We start from the raw sequence: 21301 nt of genomic DNA, 5'->3' as shown, positions 1-21301 counted from the left end.
TTTTGGTTACTTTTGGGGCTCTTTTCCAAAAGTGACCCGCTGTAAAAGCGGAACCCATAGTGGCCGTGACCGCAGAAACGGATATGTACTCAATCTGATCCAGCATCCTGGTCGGCCCGGAAGCCGCCATCGGGGGCAAGCCCCCTCCCACATTGGGCCGAGGCGTGTCAGTTGGGTAGCTGTCGACTGAGAGGCCGCCATCGGGGGCAAGCCCCCTCCCACATTGAGCCGAGGCGTGTCAGTTGGATAGCTGTCGACTGGCAGGCCGCCATCGGGGGCAAGCCCCCTCCCACATTTGGAGTTGTGGGGTATCAGTAAGATAGTCATAGGCGGACGGGCCCAACGGGGGAGCAAGCTCGGCGTCACGCCAACGTTGTGTAGATACCTATGCCCCGATAGCCGAAACACACCGCATCGGACAAAACGCCAAACGGTTACCGCCGGCCTTTTTCGACAGGTACATCGCCTGATCCGCCTTGCTGATCAGCCCATCGACCTGCGCCCCATGCTCCGGGTAAAACGCCACGCCGATACTCGCGGCAATCTCCACCGTCTGCGTGCCAATCAGAATCGGCGCGTTGGCGGCCTGCAACATTCGCTGGAGCAAAGGCTCGCTGTCTTCCGCTGCCTGCAAACCCACCAGTCCCGCCACAAACTCATCGCCACCGAGCCGCGCCAATGTGTCGCCTTCGCGCAACGTCGCGTTGATCCGCGCCGCGACAATCTGCAACACCCGATCGCCCCAATCATGGCCGTAACTGTCGTTAAGCGCCTTGAACCCATCAAGGTCAATAAACGCGATCGCCACTTTCTGCTGCTCAATGCGCGCCTTGCCCAGTGCCTGGCGCATCCGCTCGGCCAACAGCAACCGATTGGGCAACTGGGTGAGCGCGTCATACCGGGCATCACGTTCCAGCAACTGCAGGCGCTGCTTCATCTGCGTCATGTCGCTGAACAGCGCCACGTAGTGCTGAACATTCCCGTGACGGTCATGCACCGCGCTGACGCTGATTCGCGAAGTCATCTGCCGTCCATCCCTGTGGCTGCTCTGGATCTCACCGGACCAGTGCCCGTGGAAATCCAGTGCGTTCTTCATCGGCGCATAAAACGTCGCCAGCCGACGCACCATGCGATGTGAATTCAACGCTCGCCCCAGCACCTCGTCCCGCCCGTAGCCGGTGAGCCGGCTGAAGGCCTCGTTCACGGCGATGACGCGGCCGAACGGGTCGACCAGGATGATCCCGTCGCGGGCATGGCTGAACACGGTGGCGGCCAGCTCCGGGCACAGGGTACTGAGGCGACGGTCGAGTGCGGCCTCGTCACGGGTGGCCGGACAGGCTGTGGAGTCGAAGCCTCGCATGGCCAGGTGAGTGACAAGCACAGAGAGCGACTTATGCAGTCGGGTCAGTGCCTTCGTAGCGAGCGCGCAGTTAAGGCAGTGGCTACGGATGAAGGTGCGCAGGTTCATGGCGGGACGCGGTGCTCGTTGCTGCGGTGGAGTTGAGTGCAGCGATTATCAAGGCGCAGGCCCGCCAGGGTCTTTGCTCGACCGGACGGGAGCTTTGCGGGAGAGGATGGATGGAAAAAATTTTCTTGCGCTTTATGTGGTCGACCCTATTACACCTGCGACCTAACGTCGCAGCAGACAGCGCTTGGAAAATCACGCGCAAGCCGTAGAATCCCGCGCTCGTTTGCAGGCGACCGCCTGTTTCGCCGTTCGATTTTCCAGAGGTCTTTATGTCTGCGCGTTTGCTGGCCATGGCGCTGGCGCCCTTGCTGGGGCTGTTCATTGTTGCGCTGGGCAACGGCTTTCTTTCCTCCCTGACCACCCTTCGACTCGACGCGGCCGGCGCATCGGCCACGATGATCGGGATCGTGTCATCGGCCTACTTCATCGGCCTGACGCTCGGCGCCGTCTTCAATGACCGGCTGATTCTGCGCATCGGCCATATCCGCGCCTACGGCAGCTTTGCCTCGTTGATCGCGGTGACCATCCTGCTGCAGGGCTTGTTCTACGACAGCTGGGGCTGGTTCGCGCTGCGCCTGGTCAACGGCTGGGCCACGGTCGGGGTCTTTCTGGTGATCGAAAGCTGGCTGCTGCTGGCCGGCGATGCCAAGATTCGCGGGCGCTTGCTCGCGCTGTACATGATTGTGCTGTATGGCGCCGGCGTGCTGGGCCAGGCGGCGCTGGGCAGAATCGCCGGCCTGAGCGACAGCGCGCCGTTCATGGTGGCCGGCATGCTCGCTTCGTTGTCGGTATTGCCAATTGTGATCCTGCCACGGGTCTCGCCCCTGCTGGATCAGGTTGAGCCGCTCAAACCACGGCAACTGCTGGGCGTGACGCCGACCGGGCTGGTCGGGTGTTTCGGCTCGGGGGTCAGCATCGCGGCGGTTTACACCTTGCTGCCGCTGTACCTGCAACGCGCCGGCCTGAACGTGGGCGAAGTCGGCAGCATGATGGCCTGGACGATCCTCGGCGCCATGCTCCTGCAATACCCGGTCGGACGCTGGTCCGATCACAAGGATCGCTTGCAGGTGCTGACCATTCTGGCGGTGGCATGCAGCGTATTGTCACTGCTGATCGTACTGCTGCCCTTGTCGTCGATGCTGCTGGCGGTGCTGCTGTTCCTGCTCGGCGGCGCGGTGTTCGCGCTGTACCCGGTCGCCGTCAGCCATGCCGCCGACCGCGCCCCCGCCGACGCGTTGGTGCCGATGATCCAGGGGCTGTTGCTGATCAACTCGCTGGGCTCGGCCATCAGCCCGATGATGATTTCGCCGGTGATGAATTCGTTCGGCGCCAACGGCCTGTTCTGGGTATTTGCGCTGGTGAACCTGTGCATGGTCACCTTCTTCCTGTGGCGACGCGGCAAACGCCCCGTGCCGGCCAATCCCGCGCCGTTTGCGGCAGCGGCGACGTTCTCGCCGACGGGCGCCGAGCTGCGAGTCACCGAGGACTTGCGCCAGGCGGTGCAGGAGCACCCACCCATGGTCGATGCGTTGAGCGGAGAGCCCGCTCAGTCTCAGCCGTAAAAGTCACCCAGTTGTCCCGGCCTGCGAGGCTGGGACAATACCGGTGAGTTCAAACACGCCAGCAATAACAGTATTTGCCATCAATCACATTGATAGCTCCCTAACTAAAACTGCACACTAGGGGGCTGTCCCCGGCGCTTATATCATTCCGAATGATAGTTACCTTTGCTTCATTCGATTCGTGACATACCGCCTCCCCGCGCATGATCCGCCCATCTCAAATACATTGGCGGATGCACCTCATGGAACAGTCACTCAAACATTTGCGCTTGCCCCTGGCGATATTGGCCGTGGTGGTGATGAGCGCGTGCGGCAAGACCCCGGAACAAGCGGCCGCCATGCCTGCTGCCAAAGTCAGCGTGGCCAAGGTGCTGGAACAGCCGGTCAACGAGTGGGATGAATTCACCGGGCGCCTGGAAGCTCCGGAAACCGTACAGATTCGTCCGCGGGTTTCTGGCCAGATTGACCAAGTCGCTTTCACCGAAGGCGCTTTGGTCAAGAAAGGCGACCTGCTGTTCCAGATCGATCCGCGCCCGTTCCAGGCCGAAGTGCGCCGCCTTGAAGCTCAGCTTGCGCAGACCAAGGCCGCGGCCACCCGCAGTGAAAACGAAGCACAACGCGGCGAACGCCTGCGCCAGAGCAATGCGATCTCCGCCGAACTCGCCGACTCGCGCGCCACTGCGGCCCAGGAAGCCCGCGCCGCGATGGCCGGGATCCAGGCGCAGTTGGACCTGGCCAAGTTGAACCTGAGCTTTACCCGCGTCACCTCGCCCATCAGCGGCCGCGTCAGCCGTGCCGAGATCACCGCCGGTAACCTGGTCACCGCCGACACCACCGCGCTGACCAGTGTGGTCTCCACCGACAAGGTCTACGCCTACTTCGATGCCGATGAGCGTGTGTTCCTCAAGTACACCGAGCTGGCCCGCCAAGGCCGTCGCGGCGCGACCACGCCGGTATACCTGGGCCTGTCGAATGAAACCGGCAACCCGCACCTGGGCCAGATGAACTTCGTCGACAACCAGGTCAACCCGGCCACCGGCACCATCCGCGGACGTGCAGTGTTCGATAACAGCAAGGGCGAATACACCCCTGGCCTGTATGCGCGCCTGAAGCTGGTGGGCAGCGGCACCTACTCCGCCGTGCTGATCAACGACGAAGCCGTGGGCACCGACCTGGGCAAGAAGTTCGTACTGGTGATGGAAGGCGACAAGCCGGCCTATCGCGCCGTGGAACTGGGCCCGAAGATCGAAGGCTTGCGCATCGTGCGCAGCGGCTTGAACAAGGACGACACCATTATCGTCAAGGGCCTGCAGCGCGTGCGCCCGGGCTCACCGGTGGCGCCGGAAACCATTCCGATGGCCAGCCAGGAAACCCTCGCCGCCCTGGCCCAACAACGACAAGCGCTTGAAGCCAGCAACCTGGAGCAAGTGGCGCCGGACAAAACCGCGCCCAAGCTTGCCAGCAGCGCGACTCCACGCGGTTAAGGGATACGACTCAAGATGAATTTTTCCAAGTTCTTCATTTCGCGGCCGATCTTCGCAGCGGTGCTGTCGCTGTTGATCCTGATCGCAGGCGCAATCTCGCTGTTCCAGCTGCCGATCAGTGAATACCCGGAAGTGGTGCCGCCGACCGTCGTGGTACGCGCCAACTTCCCGGGTGCGAACCCCAAAGTCATCGGCGAAACCGTGGCGGCTCCGCTGGAGCAAGCCATTACAGGCGTCGAGAACATGCTGTACATGTCCTCGCAGTCGACCGCCGACGGCAAGCTGACCCTGACCATCACCTTCGCCCTGGGCACCGACCTGGACAATGCGCAGGTGCAGGTGCAAAACCGGGTGACGCGCACTCAACCAAAACTGCCTGAGGAAGTGACACGCATCGGCATCACCGTGGACAAGGCCTCCCCCGACCTGACCATGGTGGTGCACTTGACCTCCCCGGATCAGCGTTACGACATGCTGTACCTGTCCAACTACGCCATCCTCAATATCAAGGACGAGCTGGCCCGCCTGGGCGGCGTCGGCGACGTGCAGCTGTTCGGCATGGGCGACTATTCCCTGCGCGTGTGGCTCGACCCGAACAAGACCGCCTCACGCAACCTGACCGCGACCGATGTGGTCACGGCGATTCGCGAGCAGAACCGTCAGGTGGCCGCCGGTGCCCTGGGCGCCCAGCCTGCGCCGAGTGATACCAGCTTCCAGCTGTCGGTTAACACCCAAGGCCGCCTGGTCACCGAGGAAGAGTTCGAGAACATTGTGATTCGCGCCGGTGCCAACGGTGAAATCACACGGCTCAAGGACATCGCCCGGGTCGAGTTGGGCTCCAGCCAATATGCGCTGCGCTCGCTGATCGATAACCAGCCGGCCGTGGCGATTCCGATTTTCCAGCGTCCCGGCTCCAACGCCATCGACATCTCCAACGATGTACGCGCAAAAATGGCCGAGCTGAAAAAGAGCTTCCCGGCGGGCATGGATTACCGCATCGCCTATGACCCGACCATCTTTGTGCGCGGCTCCATCGAAGCGGTGGTGCATACCCTGTTCGAAGCACTGATTCTGGTGGTGCTGGTGGTGATCCTGTTCCTGCAGACCTGGCGCGCTTCGATCATTCCCCTGGTGGCGGTCCCGGTCTCCTTGATCGGTACGTTTGCGGTGATGCACCTGTTCGGCTTCTCGCTCAACGCGCTGTCCTTGTTCGGCCTGGTACTGGCCATCGGCATCGTGGTGGACGACGCCATCGTGGTGGTGGAGAACGTCGAGCGTAATATCGAGCTGGGCCTGGAGCCGTTCCCGGCCACTGAAAAGGCCATGAGCGAAGTGACCGGCCCGATCATCGCCACGGCGCTGGTGCTGTGCGCGGTGTTCATCCCGGCCGCCTTCATCAGCGGCTTGACCGGACAGTTCTACAAACAGTTCGCCTTGACCATTGCCATCTCGACGGTGATCTCGGCGTTCAACTCGCTGACGCTGTCCCCTGCCCTGGCTGCCGTGCTGCTGCGTGCCCACGACGCGCCGAAGGACCGTTTCTCCAGGTTCCTCGACAAGGTCTTCGGCGGCTGGTTGTTCCGTCCGTTCAACCGCTTCTTCGAAAAGGCCAGCCATGGCTACGTGGGGACCGTACGCCGGGTGATTCGCGGCAGCGGCATTGCCCTGTTCGTGTACGCCGGCCTGATGGTGCTGACGTTCTTCGGGTTTGCCCATACCCCGACCGGTTTCGTACCGGCCCAGGACAAGCAATACCTGGTGGCCTTCGCCCAACTGCCCGACGCCGCGAGCCTGGATCGCACCGAAAGCGTGATGAAGCGCATGTCGGAGATCGCCCTGAAACAACCTGGCGTGGAAGCCGCGATTGCCTTCCCCGGCCTGTCGATCAACGGCTTCACCAACAGCCCGAACAGCGGCATCGTGTTCGTGACCTTGAAGCCTTTCGACGAACGTAAGGACGCGAGCATGTCTGCCGGTGCGATTGCCGGTGCACTGAACGGTCAATACGCCAATATCGAAGAAGCCTACATGGCGATCTTCCCGCCGCCACCGGTACAAGGCCTGGGCACCATCGGCGGGTTCCGCCTGCAGATCGAAGACCGTGGCAACCTCGGCTATGACGAGCTGTACAAAGAAGTGCAGAACGTCATCGCCAAGAGCCACAACGTGCCTGAGCTGTTCGGCCTGTTCACCAGCTACACGGTGAACGTGCCGCAAGTCGACGCGGCCATCGACCGTGAAAAGGCCAAGACCCATGGCGTGGCGATCAGCGACATCTTCGACACCCTGCAGGTCTACCTGGGCTCGTTGTATGCCAACGACTTCAACCGCTTCGGACGGACCTATCAGGTCAACGTGCAGGCCGAGCAGCAGTTCCGCCAGGACGCCGACCAGATCGGCCAGTTGAAAGTGCGCAACAACAAAGGCGAGATGATCCCGCTGGCAACCTTCATCAAGGTCAGCGACACCTCAGGTCCCGATCGCGTGATGCACTACAACGGCTTTATCACCGCTGAAATCAACGGCAACGCCGCACCGGGCTACAGCTCCGGCCAGGCCCAGATAGCCATTGAAAAGCTGTTGAAAGATGAACTGCCCAACGGCATGACCTATGAGTGGACCGACCTGACCTATCAGCAAATCCTCTCGGGCAATACCGCGCTGTTCGTGTTCCCGCTCTGCGTGCTGCTGGCGTTCCTGGTACTGGCCGCCCAATACGAAAGCTGGAGCCTGCCGCTGGCGGTGATCCTGATCGTACCGATGACGCTGCTGTCAGCCATCACCGGGGTGATTCTCTCGGGCAGCGACAACAACATCTTTACCCAGATCGGCCTGATCGTACTGGTGGGCCTGGCCTGCAAGAACGCGATCCTGATCGTCGAGTTTGCCAAGGATAAACAGCAGGAAGGCCTCGACCCACTGGCCGCGGTACTGGAAGCCTGCCGCCTGCGTCTGCGGCCGATCCTGATGACCTCGTTCGCGTTCATCATGGGTGTGGTGCCGCTGGTGCTGTCCAGCGGTGCCGGTGCCGAGATGCGGCATGCCATGGGCGTGGCGGTGTTCTCCGGGATGATCGGGGTGACCTTCTTCGGTCTGTTGCTGACGCCAGTGTTCTACGTACTGATCCGGCGCTATGTGGAGCGCCAGGAAGCGCGCAAAGCGGCCAAGGCCCTGAAGCTGGAGACACAGCAATGAGTGTGAAAATATTCCTGCCGAGCCTGCTGGTACTGGCGCTCGCCGCCTGTGCCGTAGGCCCGGACTACAAGACCCAACAGCTGGAGGCGGCCAATATCACGGCCGCCGCCGACAGCAAAAGCTACGACCACGCCAAATACGAAGGTATCTGGTGGCAGCAGTTCGAAGACCCGACACTTAACCAGCTGGTGACCCAGTCATTGAGCGGCAACCGTGATTTGCGCGTAGCGTTGGCCCGCCTGCGGGCGGCACGTGCGATTCGTGATGACGCGGCCAACGACATCATGCCGGTGGTCACCTCCCGCGCCAGCAGTGACGTGGGCAAAGGCCAGATTCCGGGCCAGACCACCAGGCGTGTCAACAGCGAGCGCTACGACCTGGGCCTGGACATGGCCTGGGAGGTCGACCTGTTCGGGCGCATCCGCCGTAACCTGGAAGCCAGCGACGCCGACCAACAAGTGGCCGAAGCCGACCTGTACCAACTGCAAGTCACCATGATTGCCGAACTGGTGGACGCCTACGGCCAACTGCGCGGTGCACAGCTGCGTGAGCGCATCGCCCTGGACAACCTGAAGAACCAGCAGGATTCGCGCAGCATCACCGTGAGCCTGCGCGATGCCGGTGTGGGTGATCAGCTTGACGTGGAACGTGCCGATGCGCGCCTGGCGGCGGTAGAAGCCAGCGTGCCGCAACTGCAGGCCGAGCAAGTGCGCGAGCGTAACCGCATCGCCACCCTCCTCGGCCAGCGCCCGGACAAACTGAGTGTGGACCTGAGCCCCAAAAACCTGCCGGCGATTGCCAAGGCATTGCCGATTGGCGATCCGGGGCAACTGCTGCAACGCCGCCCGGACATCCTCAGCGCCGAACGCAAACTGGCCGCCGCCACCGCGCGGATCGGCGTGGCCAAGGCCGACCTGTTCCCACGGGTCAGCCTCAGTGGCTTCCTCGGCTTTACCGCCGGGCGCGGCTCGCAGATCGGTTCGGCCGCAGCGAATGCCTGGTCCCTGGGCCCAAGCATTACCTGGGCCGCGTTCGACCTGGGCAGCGTGCGCGCACGCTTGCGCGGTGCGAATGCCGAGGCCGATGGCGCCTTGGCAACCTATGAACAGCAAGTGCTGCTGGCACTGGAGGAATCCGAAAACGCCTTCAGCGACTACGGCAAGCGCCAGCAACGCCTGGTCTCGCTGATCCGCCAAAGCGAATCCAGCCGCGCCGCCGCCGACCTCGCAGCGATCCGCTACCGCGAAGGCACCGTCGACTTCCTGGTACTGCTCGACGCCCAGCGCGAACGCCTGGCCGCCGAAGACGCCCAGGCCCAGGCCGAAGTGGACCTGTATCGCGGGATAGTCGCGATCTACAAGGCGCTGGGGGGTGGCTGGCAGCCGGATACGGTGGTCGCTACCGCCAAGTGATGTAAAGAGCTCCTTTGGTTGGTCGCATCCAGCCAATTTTTAGCCCTGCGATCCATTCGGTCGCGGGGCTTTTTTTTGACGTCTCCGAAGCGCCATCATCATGGCATCAAGCAACTTGTCTATGGCAAACTATCAGCCGCACTTAAAAATTGATGCACCCTTTATTAAAAATTAGCGCTGAACAACGGAAGGTTTATGGCGATTTTTGCGAATGAAGCAGCAATGCAAAAATGGATGGCAGAGCAGTTGGAGGGGGCGGACGGCTTCGGGGAACTGTTGGAATCGAGTGACGTACCAGATCCCAACTCTGTCGAAGAAGGATACATAACTAAGAGCTATAAATTCTGCTTGGACGCCCTGAATTTCAACATCGTGATCTCTGCCAATGAAAACATATCGCTTGACCCAGGCGACATACTGAAACCCGATTTTCTTCTCTACTCTTCTGAAAATGAAGCAGTCGTGGTGGTGGAGCTAAAAAACCAGTCCGGACCCACGCGACAAGCGGGCACAGAATTGGGTGCTTACACCGCTGAGCTAAAACAGTATCTCCCTTTTATCGCAGGATCTGATGTTATCAGTATTGTGGTCTCGCCTGACTGGCCGGTATTGCTCAGGCACTATGTTTTCAACGAAATCGTATGGGGCAACAAACGGGTTGTATGCCTAAGACCCATACAAAAAGACGATCAGATCAAATTAGAGCTGGTCCCCCCTGAAGAACTTGTTGAGGGCAATCTTAACGTCTTGTTGAGCGATGAGCACCTGGGTGGCTTTAACGTCTCTCTTTATGATATGGAACTTTATTCCGGAGGGCCGAGAGAGCGCATTTCAGCATACATCGAGCAGATGCAGACAGCGACTAAGTATATCGCCGCCAAGGGACGAGCCCAGAGTAACAATGGCTTTGCTTTTTTGTGGAAAAATGAACGGACAGAAACGTTAGCTCCGTATTTCATCACTGTGGTCAACGTCGCGCCTTTTAAAATGCTTGAGCGCTTTGTTCGCGCGCTTCCTATCGAAGACGATTGCCTGCTGGACAGGATCATTAAAAATGTCGCGATTGATTACTTTCCTGAGGGGCATGGAGCATCCATTGGCGAACAATACGAAGATTCATTGAAGTTTCTTGGCACATTTTGCTCTGCACAACCCGAAGGGTTTCACAGTTGGCCAGCCCTCAAAGAGTTCATGACAAATTTTTCGACCTTGATCTCATTTGAGGCGTGGGGCATATTTGAGAAGGCGCTATATGAGGAGCTTGAAAAAGAATACGCAAATGGCAACACCGCGTTAAGATCAAACGATCCCGCATTAGGAATGAGCGTTTTAAATACTGTTATAGACAGCAATTATGAATACATAGACATTCGATACCTTCACACCACCTCTGTGGACGAGGACGAGGACGAGGATGACTATTGAGTAACCCATCCGTTAAAAAGGCCTTGGCGCTGAGTACTCAGCCGCACCTAAGTTTAAAATCAGCCTACGGTAATGCCCCGGATTCGACCCGCTCCATTTACGAAACGCCTTATAAAACGAACTCGCATCGGCAAACCCCAACCGCTCGGCAATCTGGGCAAAGCTGATCTGCGGCTCTGCCAGCCATACAATCGCCAGTTCCTTGCGCACGCTGTCCTTGAGGCCCTGGTAGGTCTGCCCTTCTTCCGCCAGGCGCCGGCGCAGGGTGGACGCGGAAATACATAGCGTGCCGGCAAGGCCCTCCGTTTCCGGCCAGGTATCGGGAGGCATCTGCCGAAGGTCGTGCTTGATGCGCGTGGCGAGGCTTTCGGGATCGCGGTATTTGACCAGGATGTTAGCCGGCGCATGGGCGAGAAAACGTTGGAGCTCCTGCGGGCTGCGCTTGATCGGCAGGTCCAGGCACTCGGCGGAAAAGATCATGCGGGTACGGGGTCGATCAAAGCGCAGGTTATCGGAAAACATCACCTGGTAGTCGTCACAGAAGTCCGGCTGTGCGCAACGCAGCTCAATGGCCAGTATCGGGATGCGACGCCCCGCCAGCCAGCACGCAACGCCGTGGACGATCATCCAATAAGTGAAATACGTGAACGCACGCTTGGGCTCATCGGGTTCGAGCAGGACGATTTCCGCCAGGCTCTGTTGGCGAACCAACTGGGCCGGCATGTGCTCCAGCATCAGCGACAGAAACCCCAGGCCGGTTTCAAGGCCCGCCGCCAGGCTCGGTTGCGCCATGGCGGCGCGACACAGAAACGCCAGGCTACCGGATTTGAGTGTGCGCGGGTCCATGCCAAAAAACTCGTCATCCCTGCGCCGCGCCAGCAAACGCCAAAGGCGCGCATAGGCCGTGGCCGGGACACGAGCATTGGGCTGCTCAAGCAACGCAGGATCAATCCCGACTTTGCTCAATGCCTCGACAGTGGCCGCACCAGGCGCACAGCTTTGCAGCAAGGCTTCGCGCACGAGGTGGATGGAGATGGTGTCTTTTTCCGACATGGGATGTTGAGTTATCCGACTTCAAACCAGGTGGCCTGCATCATAAGGGCGGTTGCGCGTCGCCACCACCGTTCAGCCCAGGTTCAGCAAAGGTCAATATTTCTTGTTTAGCAATGAGTATCATTATGTTACAACTTAGCTTCCTATCTAGTTACGCCGTGGTGCCCGATGCTCGTTCCTTTTTTAATCATGCTGCGCGAAGGCATTGAGGCGGCGTTGATCGTTGGCATCATCGCCAGTTACCTGCAACAGACCGGGCGCGGCCAGTGGATGCCCGCCGTGTGGATCGGTGTATTTCTCGCCGCTGCGCTGGCCTTGCTGGTGGGCGGTGGGCTGGAACTGGTCAGCGCCGAATTTCCGCAGAAACAGCAGGAATTGTTCGAGGGCATCGTCGGACTGGTCGCGGTGGGCATCCTCAGTTCCATGGTGTTCTGGATGCGCAAGGTGGCGCGCTCCATCAAACATTCGCTGCATGAGTCCCTTGACCATGCCTTGGCCGGTTCCAGGCATCAAGTGTTTGCGCTGATCGCCATGGTGTTTTTCGCCGTGGCCCGCGAAGGCCTGGAAACGGTGTTCTTTCTGCTCGCCGTGTTCCAGCAGAGCGAAGGCCCCGGCGCGCCGATGGGCGCCCTGCTCGGCCTGATCCTCGCGATTGTCGTGGGCTTTCTGATCTATTCCGGCAGCATGCGCCTGAACCTCGGCGCGTTTTTCCGCTGGACCGGCCTGTTCATTCTCGTGGTGGCGGCCGGCATTCTCGCCAACTCGGTGCAGGCCCTGCATGAAGCGGGCGTGTGGAATCACCTGCAAACCGTGCTGTTCGATTTCAGCGCCGCGCTGCCGATGGACAGCCCGCTGGGCTCAGTGCTGGCCGGTATGTTCGGGTATCAGGAAGCACCGACGGTCAGCACGCTCGGTGCCTATCTGATTTACCTGGTGGTGGCCCTGGTGATGTTCTTCCTGCCCTCGCCTTCCGCCAAGTCAGTTACCCACCCTTCTTCCGTCTCCAGCCAGTAAGGACCGCCCCTTGTCCAACCCAACCCCTCAACCGGCTGCGCCATCCCGCGCGCTGCGCTGGGCCCTGGCCGGCTCGGTGGTCGTGATGATCGCCGCCGGTGGCCTGTTTTATTACGCCTCGCAGCTGGCCGCCGGCAAGCGCCAGGCCAACCACAATGAAATCGCGGTGACCATCCACGGCCATGCCTGCGAGCCCAACGCACTGACGGTGCCGGCCGGGCGTGCGAGCTTTCGCATCATCAACCGCTCCGATCGCGCGGTGGAATGGGAAATCCTCGACGGCGTGCTGGTCGTCGAAGAGCGGGAAAATATTGCCCCAGGCTTGAGCCAGGTGATCAACGCCAACCTGCTGCCCGGCGACTACGCCATCACCTGCGGCCTGCTGAGTAACCCACGCGGTACCTTGCATGTGACGCCCACCGCTGAGTCCGACGCCCAGGCCAGGGCCAAGCCGTCGATGGTGGCATTTATCGGGCCGCTGTCGGAGTTTCGCGTGTACCTGAGCAGCCAGGGCAGTGCGCTGGTCAAGGCTGTGACGGCGTTGCAGCAGGCAATCGATGCCGGCGACCTCACCCAGGCCCAGGCTTTGTACGTACCGGCCCGCGAAGCCTACCAACGCCTGGCGCCGGCCTCGCAACGCCTGGCCGAGCTGGACAACGCGATCAACGCCCGCGCCGACTACTTCGAAAAGCGTGAGCAGGACCCGGCCTTCAGCGGCTTCCACCGCCTGGAATACAGCCTGTTCCAGCAGCGCAGCCTCGATGGCCTGGCGCCCATTGCGCAGCGTTTGGTCAACGACGTCACCACGCTCAAGCAACAGCTGCTCGCACAATCCCTGCCGCCGGAGCAACTGGTGAGCATTGTGGTGCGCAACCTCAACAGCCTGGCAGATGTGCGTGCCGCCAGCGGTGAAGAGGAACGCTACAGCCATATCGACCTCAACGGTTTCGCCGCCAACCTGCAGGTGGCGCACAAAGTGGTCGACCTGATGCGCCCACTGTTGACCCAGTCGGCGGCGGATCTGCTGCCGACCATCGACAGCGCACTGGCGCAATTGGACGCCGAACTTGCCGGTTTCAAAGTCGGCAGCCGCTACAGCACGTACGACAGCGTCACGGCCGATCAGCGCAAGCAGATCGCCGACAAGGCCAAGGCACTGGCCGCCGCACTCGATGGAATCGACCCCGCCCTCGGCCTTTCCGGCCTGCAGTGAGACGAACGCAGACATGAGTGATCCACAACAATTCAACCTTCAGCGTCGCCGAGTCCTGTTGGGCATGGCCGCCACCGGCGCAGCCATCGCCGGCAGCACCTTGACCTGCCCGGCCATGGCTGCGGCCGCCGAACAAGTCACCACCGCGCCGCGCAGCGACAAGACCCAGGACCACCACGCATTCTTTGGCCAGCATCAGAGCGGTATCGTCACCCCGCGCCCGGCCTGCGGCATGGTGGTGGCCTTCGATGTGCTGGCCAGCGACCGGGAAGACCTGGAACGTCTGTTCCGTACCTTGAACGAGCGCATCGCGTTCCTGATGAGCGGCGGCACCGTGCCGCAGGTCGACCCCAAACTGCCGCCCACCGACTCCGGCATCCTCGGCCCGGTGGTAACGCCGGATAACCTGACCATCACGGTTTCGGTCGGCGAGTCGTTGTTCGATGAGCGCTTCGGCCTCGGTGCAGCCAAACCCAAGCGCCTGACTCGCATGGTCGGCTTTCCCAACGATGCGCTGGAACCGGCACAGTGCCACGGCGACCTGAGCCTGCAGTTCAGCTCCAATACGCCAGACACCAATATCCACGCCCTGCGCGACATTGTGAAAAACCTGCCGGACCTGTTGCTGGTGCGCTGGAAACAGGAAGGCAGCGTACCGCCCCAGGCGCCGGCCAAAGCCGGTGAACCGGCGCAAAGTGCGCGCAATTTCCTGGGTTTTCGTGATGGTTCGGCCAACCCGGACTCCAACGACGCCAAGGCCATGGACCGCATCGTCTGGGTCCAGCCCGGCAGTGACGAACCCGCCTGGGCCGCCCATGGCAGCTACCAGGCGGTGCGCATCATCCGCAACTTCGTCGAGCGCTGGGACCGTACCCCGCTGCAGGAACAGGAAAGCATCATTGGCCGGGTCAAACCCACCGGCGCGCCGATGGGGGGCGCCAAGGAATCCCAGGTGCCCGATTACAGCAAGGACCCGGAAGGCAAGGTGACCAAGCTCGATGCCCACATCCGCCTGGCCAATCCGCGCACGCCAGAGACCCAGGCCAACCTGATCCTGCGCCGGCCGTTCAACTATTCCAACGGCGTGAATAAAAACGGTCAGCTGGACATGGGGCTGCTGTTCATCTGCTACCAGGCTGACCTGGAGAAAGGCTTTATCAGCGTGCAAACCCGGCTCAACGGTGAGCCTCTGGAGGAATACCTCAAGCCGGTCGGCGGCGGCTATTTCTTTACCCTGCCGGGCGTCACGGGCGCTGAGGATTTCATCGGGCGCACGCTGCTCGCGGCAACGCCCCTTCAAACTACTGCCAAAACCTGAAACAAACTCAGAGCGGATACCGTCCCATGAAAAAGTCGACCCTCGCGTTGTCGTTGCTGATCACCCTTTCGCCACTGGCCGCCTTCGCCGCCACGGCGCCACTGGACCTGGTAGGGCCGGTGTCCGACTACAAGATCTACGTCACCGAAGAGATCGGTGAACTGGTCACCCAGACCCAGGCCTTCACCGCCGCCGTGAAACAAGGCGACCTGACCACCGCCAGGAAACTCTATGCGCCGACCCGGGTGCACTACGAGTCCATCGAGCCGATCGCCGAGCTGTTCAGCGACCTCGACGCCTCCATCGACTCACGTGTCGACGACCACGAAAAAGGCGTGAAGGCCGACGACTTCACCGGCTTTCACCGCATCGAATACAGCCTGTTTTCCGAGAACACCACCCAGGGCCTCGACGCGCTCACCGACAAACTCAACAGCGACGTGCTGGACCTGAAAACCCGCGTGGACGGCCTGACCTTCCCACCGGAAAAAGTCGTCGGCGGTGCGGCAGCGCTGCTTGAAGAAGTGGCCGCCACCAAGATTTCCGGCGAAGAAGACCGCTACAGCCACACCGACCTGTATGACTTCCAGGGCAATATCGACGGTGCGAAGAAGATCGTCGACCTGTTCCGTGGCCAGATCGCCAAGCAAGACAAGGCATTCCTGGCCAAGGTCGACAAGAACTTTGCCACCGTGGACAAAATCCTCGCCAAGTACAAGACCCCGGACGGCGGGTTCGAGACCTACGACAAGGTCAAGGACAACGACCGCAAAGCCCTGGTGGGCCCGGTCAACACCCTGGCCGAAGACCTGTCGATGCTGCGTGGCAAGTTGGGCCTGAACTGATTGGGCCTGAGCCAAGCCGACCGCGCAAAAAAACACCCAGTCCCCGTCGGGAGCCTGGGTGTTTTTTTATGGGCCGGGTGAGTTACAGAATCCGGTACAGCAACCGCTCGATACGCACCCTGCTCACCCGCCGCAGGAACTTGCCCACCGCCGCCGGGTAATCCACCAGCGTCTGCAATTGCTGGTAACCGGCAATGCGCGTGGCGTGCTGGAAAATATGCGCCAACTCCTGCGCTCGCGGCGCCAGCCATTCGCCCTTGGGGTCGTCGATCAGCAAGGCGTTTTCCAGGTCGAGCCGGAAAGCCCTCGGGTTGAGGTTGTTGCCGGTCAGCAAGGTGTAGCGCTCGTCGACCCACATGCCCTTGAGGTGGTAGCTGTGGTCACCGTCGCGCCACAGGTGCAGGTTCAACTGGCCGCTGTCGATCATCGGCTGGTGGCGCTTGGCAAAGCGACGCAGGCTGATCTCATACAGATAAGGCAGCGCTGCGATCACCTTGAAAGGTTCGCTGGGCGGAATGTAGAAGTCGTTGGCGGTCTTGTCGCCGACGATGATGTCGATCTTCACGCCGCGCGCCAGGGCCCGGTTGATCTCCCGAGTCACCGGCAGCGGCAGGTTGAAATACGGCGTGCAGATCGTCAGTTGCTGCTGGGCGCTGGCGATCAGTTCCAGGATCACCCGGCTGAGCGGGTTGTTCTTGCCGACACCGAGCAGCGGGCTGACCTGCAAGTGCCCGTTGGGCAACTGCCCGGCACTGGTGTCATACGTCGCATGCTTGAGCCGGCTGCGCAGGTCACCGATATCGTTGCGCAGGCTGCGGGTGGTGGGCGGGTTGGGCAGGTCGAGGCGGTGCACCGCCTTGGACGCCACCAGGCCATGCTCCACCAGATGTTGCATGGAATCGGCCAGCGGCTGGCTGTGGATCAGGTGATAGCGGTCGAAGCGGTACTTGTCGAACTTGTGCAGGTACACGTTGTTCAAGCTGGCGCCGCTGTACAACACCGTGTCATCGATCACAAAGCCCTTGAGGTGCAATACGCCGAACAATTCGCGGGTTTGCACCGGCACGCCGTACACCGGCACTTCACTGGCATGGCTCTGGGTCATGGCCTGGTACCAGGCGCTGTTGCCCGGCTGCTTGCCGGCGCCAATCAGCCCACGCTGGGCGCGCAACCAGTCGACCATCACCACGATGTCCAGCTCCGGCCGTGCCGCCTTCGCGGCGTGCAGTGCGTCGTAGATCTCCTGCCCCGCTTCATCCTGCTGCAAGTACAACGCAACGATGTAAATGCGCCGGGTGGCCTGCGCAATGTTCTCCAGCAGGCAACGCCGATAGGCATCGGCGCCGGACAGCACCTCGATGGCATCGATGGACACCGGGAAACCGCGCAGTTTAGGCAACAGGGAGCGTTTGAAGAACGACGGCATAAGGCTCGCAGAGGGTCGAATCCGAAGAGGCCCAAAGCTTACACCATGAGGATGCTCAGGTCTCGTCAGCGCGAACCGAAAAAGCCCCTTGACCAAGAAGAACGATCGTTCTACTGTTCCAGCCATGAACGATATGACCTCTAACGAAACACGCGATATCATTCTCGACGTTGCCGAGAAGCTGATTTATCGCCATGGCATCGCGGCCACCGGTGTGGACTTGCTGGTGAAAACTGCCGGTGTCTCGAGAAAAAGCATCTATCGCTATTTCGCCAACAAGGATGAGCTGGTGATTGCCGCCCTGCAGCGCCGCGACGAACGCTGGATGCACTGGCTGCGCACGCAAGTGGAGCGCAGCGACGACAGTGGCGAGCGCCTGCTGGCGCTGTTCAGCGCGCTGAAAAGCTGGTTCGGCTCGGCGGATTTCCGCGGCTGCGCCTTTATCAATACCAGTGGCGAGACCGGCAATGCGCAAGACCCGGTACGCCTGCTGGCCAAGACCCACAAACAAAAACTGTTCGAGTACGCACTCGAGCTGTGTCACGCACATGGCACCCCCGACCCGGAGCGGCAGGCCGCGCAACTGCTGATCCTGATCGATGGCGCCATTACCGTTGCCCTGGTGATGGGCGATTCAACGGCCGCCGATAATGCGCAGGATATGGCGCGAACGTTATTGGCACTTTGAACCGCACGCTTTTGGCAACTTTCGATCCGCTCTACTGTTTTCAGGAGTTGCTCTATGTCCACTGACGCAGAAGTACGCCCGCCATTGCCGCCCTTTACCCGCGAATCGGCCATCGAAAAAGTGCGCCTGGCCGAAGACGGCTGGAATTCCCGCGACCCGCACCGGGTTTCACTGGCGTATACGCTGGACACCCAATGGCGCAACCGCGCCGAATTCGCCCACAACCGCGAAGAAGCCAAGGCTTTTCTCACGCGCAAATGGGCCAGGGAACTGGACTATCGACTGATCAAGGAGTTATGGGCGTTTACCGACAATCGCATTGCCGTGCGCTATGCCTACGAATGGCACGATGACTCCGGCCACTGGTTTCGCTCATACGGTAACGAGAATTGGGAGTTCGATGAGAACGGCCTGATGGCCAACCGTTTTGCGTGCATCAACGACCTGCCGATCAAGGAAAGCGAGCGCAAGTTCCACTGGCCGTTGGGGCGGCGTCCGGATGATCATCCGGGTTTGTCCGAGCTGGGCCTGTAACCTGTGGGAGGGGGCTTGCCCCCGATGAGGACCGGTCAGTGAGTCCATCAGTGACTGATACACCGCCATCGGGGGCAAGCCCCCTCCCACATTTGGATCTCGGAACGTCAGCTATATCTGCCTAGTCCTGATTGCCTAGTCCTGATCCAGCCCGACGCGATACAGCACGCCATCATCTTCATCCGTCAGCACATACAGATACCCATCCGGCCCCTGCCGCACATCGCGAATGCGTGCTTTCAAATCACCCAGCAAACGCTCCTCATGGACAACCTTGTCACCGTCGAACTGCAACCGGATCAGCTCCTGGCTGGCCAATGCGCCGATAAACAGGTTGTGCTGCCAGGCCTTGAAGCGGTCGGCGTCGTAGAACGCCATGCCACTGATCCCCGGTGATTTCTCCCACACATGGTGCGGCGCCACGGTGCCTTCGACGGTCTTGCCCTTGGCCTCGGGAATCGGCGTCAGGGAGTAGTTGATGCCATGCGTGGCCAACGGCCAACCGTAGTTCTTGCCGCGCTCGATGATGTTGATTTCATCCCCGCCACGTGGCCCGTGTTCGTTTTCCCAGATCGTCCCGCTCCACGGATTCAGCGCCAGGCCCTGCGGGTTGCGCTGGCCGTAGGACCAGATTTCGGGGCGTACCCCGGGTTGGCCGACAAACGGGTTGTCGTCGGGCACGCGACCGTCCGGGTAGATGCGCACGACCTTGCCTTGCAGCTTGTCCAGGTCCTGTGCGGTGGGCCGGTCGTTGTTTTCGCCCAGGGTCACGAACAGGTAGCCGTCACGGTCAAACGCCAGGCGCGAGCCAAAGTGATTGCCGGTGGACAGCTTGGGCTCCTGGCGCAGGATCACCGTAAAGTCCTTCAAGCCACTCAAGTCATCGGCCAGGCGCCCTCGCCCTACGGCGGTCCCGGCCTGGCCATCCTTACCGCCCCCTTCGGCGTAGGACAGGTAGACCAGACGGTCTTGCTTGAAGTCGGGCGACAGCACCACGTCAAGCAAACCGCCCTGCCCCTTGGCCCACACCTGCGGCACGCCCGTCAACGGCGCGGAAAGCTTGCCGTCCTGGCTGACAAAACGCAGCTGGCCGGGAAGCTCGGTCACCAGGAAGCCTTGCCTGTCCGGCAGGAAAGCGACCGCCCAGGGATGATGCAGGCCCTTGGCGACCGGCGTCGCTGTGATGCTGCCTTGCTCACTGGGAAACTGTCGGACCTCGGCGGCATGGACTGCGGCCAATGGCAGCAGCGTAGTTGCGCACAGGGCGGCTAGCAGGGTTTTGCGTAGAAACATAAGACGGATCCTTACCGGCGATTGCCGTTGGCATCATAGGTGGGCGCTTGGGTCTCGGTGGTCGGGCGACTGGGCGCGGTGTCGCGCTTGGGATAGCTATTGCCGATCCCGCCGTTTTGCACCGTAGGCCGAGGGTTGCTCGGGGCGGTCTGGATACCGCGAACGGCCGGCGCATTGGGCTGGGTGCCCTGCATGCTGTTGGGGTTGGCCCGATGAATGGGGCTGTTGTTGGAATCGTATTGGCCCGGCAAGTTTTGCGCCAGCGCTACGGGGGCCAGGATGAGCCCCAATGCCAGCACTGCCAGATAACGCATACAACTGTTCATGACTCTGCCTCTCTCTGTCGAGTAGTGCTATGTCGAGTAGTGCTCGTGCTTTCGATAACACGCTACCCCAGGGGTTCGGCTGGGGACATCAAATTGTTTCTCATCACGTGTAACAGGATCTGTCCGAGCATCCAGCCGCCGAAACTTTTGCCCGGGCCCATGAGTCACCAGAACACAGGCTTATTCTTTGAAGGAGAGGTATCTATGCCCCGGGCAATCTGGAAAGGCGCCATCAGCTTCGGTCTGGTTCACATCCCGGTCTCGCTGGTGTCGGCGACAGCCTCCCAAGGCGTTGATTTCGACTGGCTGGATAAACGCAGCATGGACCCGGTGGGCTACAAGCGCATCAACAAGGCGACCGGGAAAGAGATCAACAAAGAGAATATCGTCAAGGGCGTGGCGTATGAGAAGGGCCGCTACGTGGTGCTCAGCGAAGAAGAAATCCGCTCGGCCCACCCGAAGTCGACCCAGACCATCGAAATCATCGCCTTTGTCGCCAGCGACCAGATTCCCCTGCAGAACATCGACACGCCCTACTTCCTGGCGCCAGATAAACGCGGCGGCAAGGTGTACGCGCTGCTGCGCGAAACCTTGAAAAAAACCGGCAAAGTTGCCCTGGCCAATGTGGTGTTGCACACCAAGCAACACCTGGCTGCACTGATGCCGCTCGAATCGGCCCTGGTGCTGGTGATGCTGCGCTGGCCCGCCGAAGTGCGCAGCCTGGATGAACTGGAATTGGGCAGCGACGTGACCAAGCCGACCCTGGCCAAGGGTGAGCTGGACATGGCCAAGCGTCTGGTGCAAGACATGAGCGCAGACTGGCAACCCGAGGAATACCGCGACAGCTTCCAGGAAAAGATCATGGCGCTGGTGGAGAAGAAGGCCAAGGCCGGCAAGATCGAGGACGTCGAATCGAGCGAAGGCAGCGAAGAGCGCAAATCCGCCGATGTGATCGACTTGACCGAATTGCTCAAGCGCAGCCTGGCGGGTAAACCTGCGGCGAAAAAACCAGCGGCAAAAAAATCCAATAAAAAGGCCTCTTGAG

Annotated in this window: 17 protein-coding genes; 12 read left to right on the top strand and 5 right to left on the bottom strand. The window is 60.9% G+C overall.

Features of this window, described 5'->3' with window-relative positions:
- Positions 1–385 precede the first annotated feature (385 nt).
- Positions 386–1468, bottom strand: a complete 1083-nt coding sequence (locus CIB54_RS17685) for a sensor domain-containing diguanylate cyclase (RefSeq protein WP_101220483.1) — start codon at positions 1466–1468, stop codon at positions 386–388.
- A gap of 269 nt (positions 1469–1737) precedes the next feature.
- Between CIB54_RS17685 and CIB54_RS17680 the strand changes: the two genes are divergently transcribed.
- From CIB54_RS17680 to CIB54_RS17660, 5 genes are all read left to right on the top strand, one after another.
- Positions 1738–3030, top strand: coding sequence for an MFS transporter (locus CIB54_RS17680; protein WP_101220482.1), 1293 nt, complete (start codon positions 1738–1740; stop codon positions 3028–3030).
- Between the two features lie 242 nt (positions 3031–3272).
- Positions 3273–4514 carry a multidrug efflux RND transporter periplasmic adaptor subunit MexE gene (mexE, locus tag CIB54_RS17675; protein WP_065950882.1) on the top strand — a complete coding sequence of 414 codons (1242 nt, stop codon included), beginning with the start codon at positions 3273–3275 and terminating at the stop codon, positions 4512–4514.
- 15 nt (positions 4515–4529) lie between these two features.
- Positions 4530–7709, top strand: a complete 3180-nt coding sequence (locus tag CIB54_RS17670) for an efflux RND transporter permease subunit (protein WP_065950784.1) — start codon at positions 4530–4532, stop codon at positions 7707–7709.
- Complete coding sequence (locus tag CIB54_RS17665) at positions 7706–9121, top strand: efflux transporter outer membrane subunit (protein ID WP_101220481.1); 1416 nt, start codon at positions 7706–7708, stop codon at positions 9119–9121. The genes CIB54_RS17670 and CIB54_RS17665 overlap by 4 nt, the downstream gene beginning before the upstream one ends.
- Before the next feature lie 195 nt (positions 9122–9316).
- Entirely contained in the window at positions 9317–10546 is a 1230-nt protein-coding gene (locus CIB54_RS17660) for a hypothetical protein (protein WP_101220480.1), read from the top strand.
- Between the two features lie 12 nt (positions 10547–10558).
- On the opposite strand, the gene CIB54_RS17655 is transcribed toward CIB54_RS17660, so the two are convergent.
- On the bottom strand, positions 10559–11599 hold the full coding sequence (locus CIB54_RS17655; RefSeq protein ID WP_101220479.1) for an AraC family transcriptional regulator: 1041 nt from the start codon (positions 11597–11599) through the stop codon (positions 10559–10561).
- Between the two features lie 168 nt (positions 11600–11767).
- Here CIB54_RS17655 and efeU point away from each other — a divergent pair, with 168 nt between their 5' ends.
- Genes efeU through efeO (CIB54_RS17635) form a run of 4 tightly spaced genes read left to right on the top strand, consistent with a single transcriptional unit; the run spans position 11768 to position 15989 of the window.
- Complete coding sequence (gene efeU, locus CIB54_RS17650) at positions 11768–12613, top strand: iron uptake transporter permease EfeU (RefSeq protein WP_065950787.1); 846 nt, start codon at positions 11768–11770, stop codon at positions 12611–12613.
- Positions 12614–12623: 10 nt separating this feature from the next.
- Positions 12624–13826 carry an iron uptake system protein EfeO gene (gene efeO / locus CIB54_RS17645; protein WP_065950788.1) on the top strand — a complete coding sequence of 401 codons (1203 nt, stop codon included), beginning with the start codon at positions 12624–12626 and terminating at the stop codon, positions 13824–13826.
- 13 nt (positions 13827–13839) lie between these two features.
- A complete protein-coding gene (gene efeB / locus CIB54_RS17640; protein WP_101220478.1) occupies positions 13840–15144 on the top strand; it encodes an iron uptake transporter deferrochelatase/peroxidase subunit in 1305 nt (434 codons plus the stop codon).
- Positions 15145–15170: 26 nt separating this feature from the next.
- Positions 15171–15989 (top strand): iron uptake system protein EfeO, encoded by an 819-nt coding sequence (efeO, locus tag CIB54_RS17635; RefSeq protein ID WP_101220477.1) that lies wholly within the window; start codon positions 15171–15173, stop codon positions 15987–15989.
- 82 nt (positions 15990–16071) lie between these two features.
- Here the strand turns inward: efeO (CIB54_RS17635) and pssA are convergent, their stop codons facing one another.
- Positions 16072–17415, bottom strand: a complete 1344-nt coding sequence (pssA, locus tag CIB54_RS17630; protein WP_101220476.1) for a CDP-diacylglycerol--serine O-phosphatidyltransferase — start codon at positions 17413–17415, stop codon at positions 16072–16074.
- A 124-nt stretch (positions 17416–17539) separates the two neighbouring features.
- On the opposite strand from pssA, the gene CIB54_RS17625 reads away from it, so the two are divergent.
- A complete protein-coding gene (locus CIB54_RS17625; protein ID WP_101220475.1) occupies positions 17540–18103 on the top strand; it encodes a TetR/AcrR family transcriptional regulator in 564 nt (187 codons plus the stop codon).
- Between the two features lie 54 nt (positions 18104–18157).
- Positions 18158–18637 carry a nuclear transport factor 2 family protein gene (locus CIB54_RS17620; protein ID WP_101220474.1) on the top strand — a complete coding sequence of 160 codons (480 nt, stop codon included), beginning with the start codon at positions 18158–18160 and terminating at the stop codon, positions 18635–18637.
- Between the two features lie 135 nt (positions 18638–18772).
- Here the strand turns inward: CIB54_RS17620 and CIB54_RS17615 are convergent, their stop codons facing one another.
- Both CIB54_RS17615 and CIB54_RS17610 read right to left on the bottom strand, forming a co-directional pair.
- Positions 18773–19930: a PQQ-dependent sugar dehydrogenase gene (locus CIB54_RS17615; RefSeq protein ID WP_101220473.1), complete on the bottom strand. Its 1158-nt coding sequence runs from the start codon at positions 19928–19930 to the stop codon at positions 18773–18775.
- An 11-nt stretch (positions 19931–19941) separates the two neighbouring features.
- Entirely contained in the window at positions 19942–20256 is a 315-nt protein-coding gene (locus CIB54_RS17610) for a hypothetical protein (RefSeq protein ID WP_065950795.1), read from the bottom strand.
- Positions 20257–20460: 204 nt separating this feature from the next.
- Between CIB54_RS17610 and CIB54_RS17605 the strand changes: the two genes are divergently transcribed.
- On the top strand, positions 20461–21300 hold the full coding sequence (locus CIB54_RS17605; protein WP_101220472.1) for a non-homologous end joining protein Ku: 840 nt from the start codon (positions 20461–20463) through the stop codon (positions 21298–21300).
- The last annotated feature ends 1 nt before the right edge of the window (position 21301 follow it).

Source organism: Pseudomonas fluorescens (assembly GCF_002837185.1).
GTDB classification, from domain to species: Bacteria; Pseudomonadota; Gammaproteobacteria; order Pseudomonadales; family Pseudomonadaceae; genus Aquipseudomonas; species Aquipseudomonas fluorescens_AM.
The sequence above is the reverse complement of the archived record's forward strand: the minus strand, read 5'-3'. Positions and strand labels throughout refer to the sequence as shown.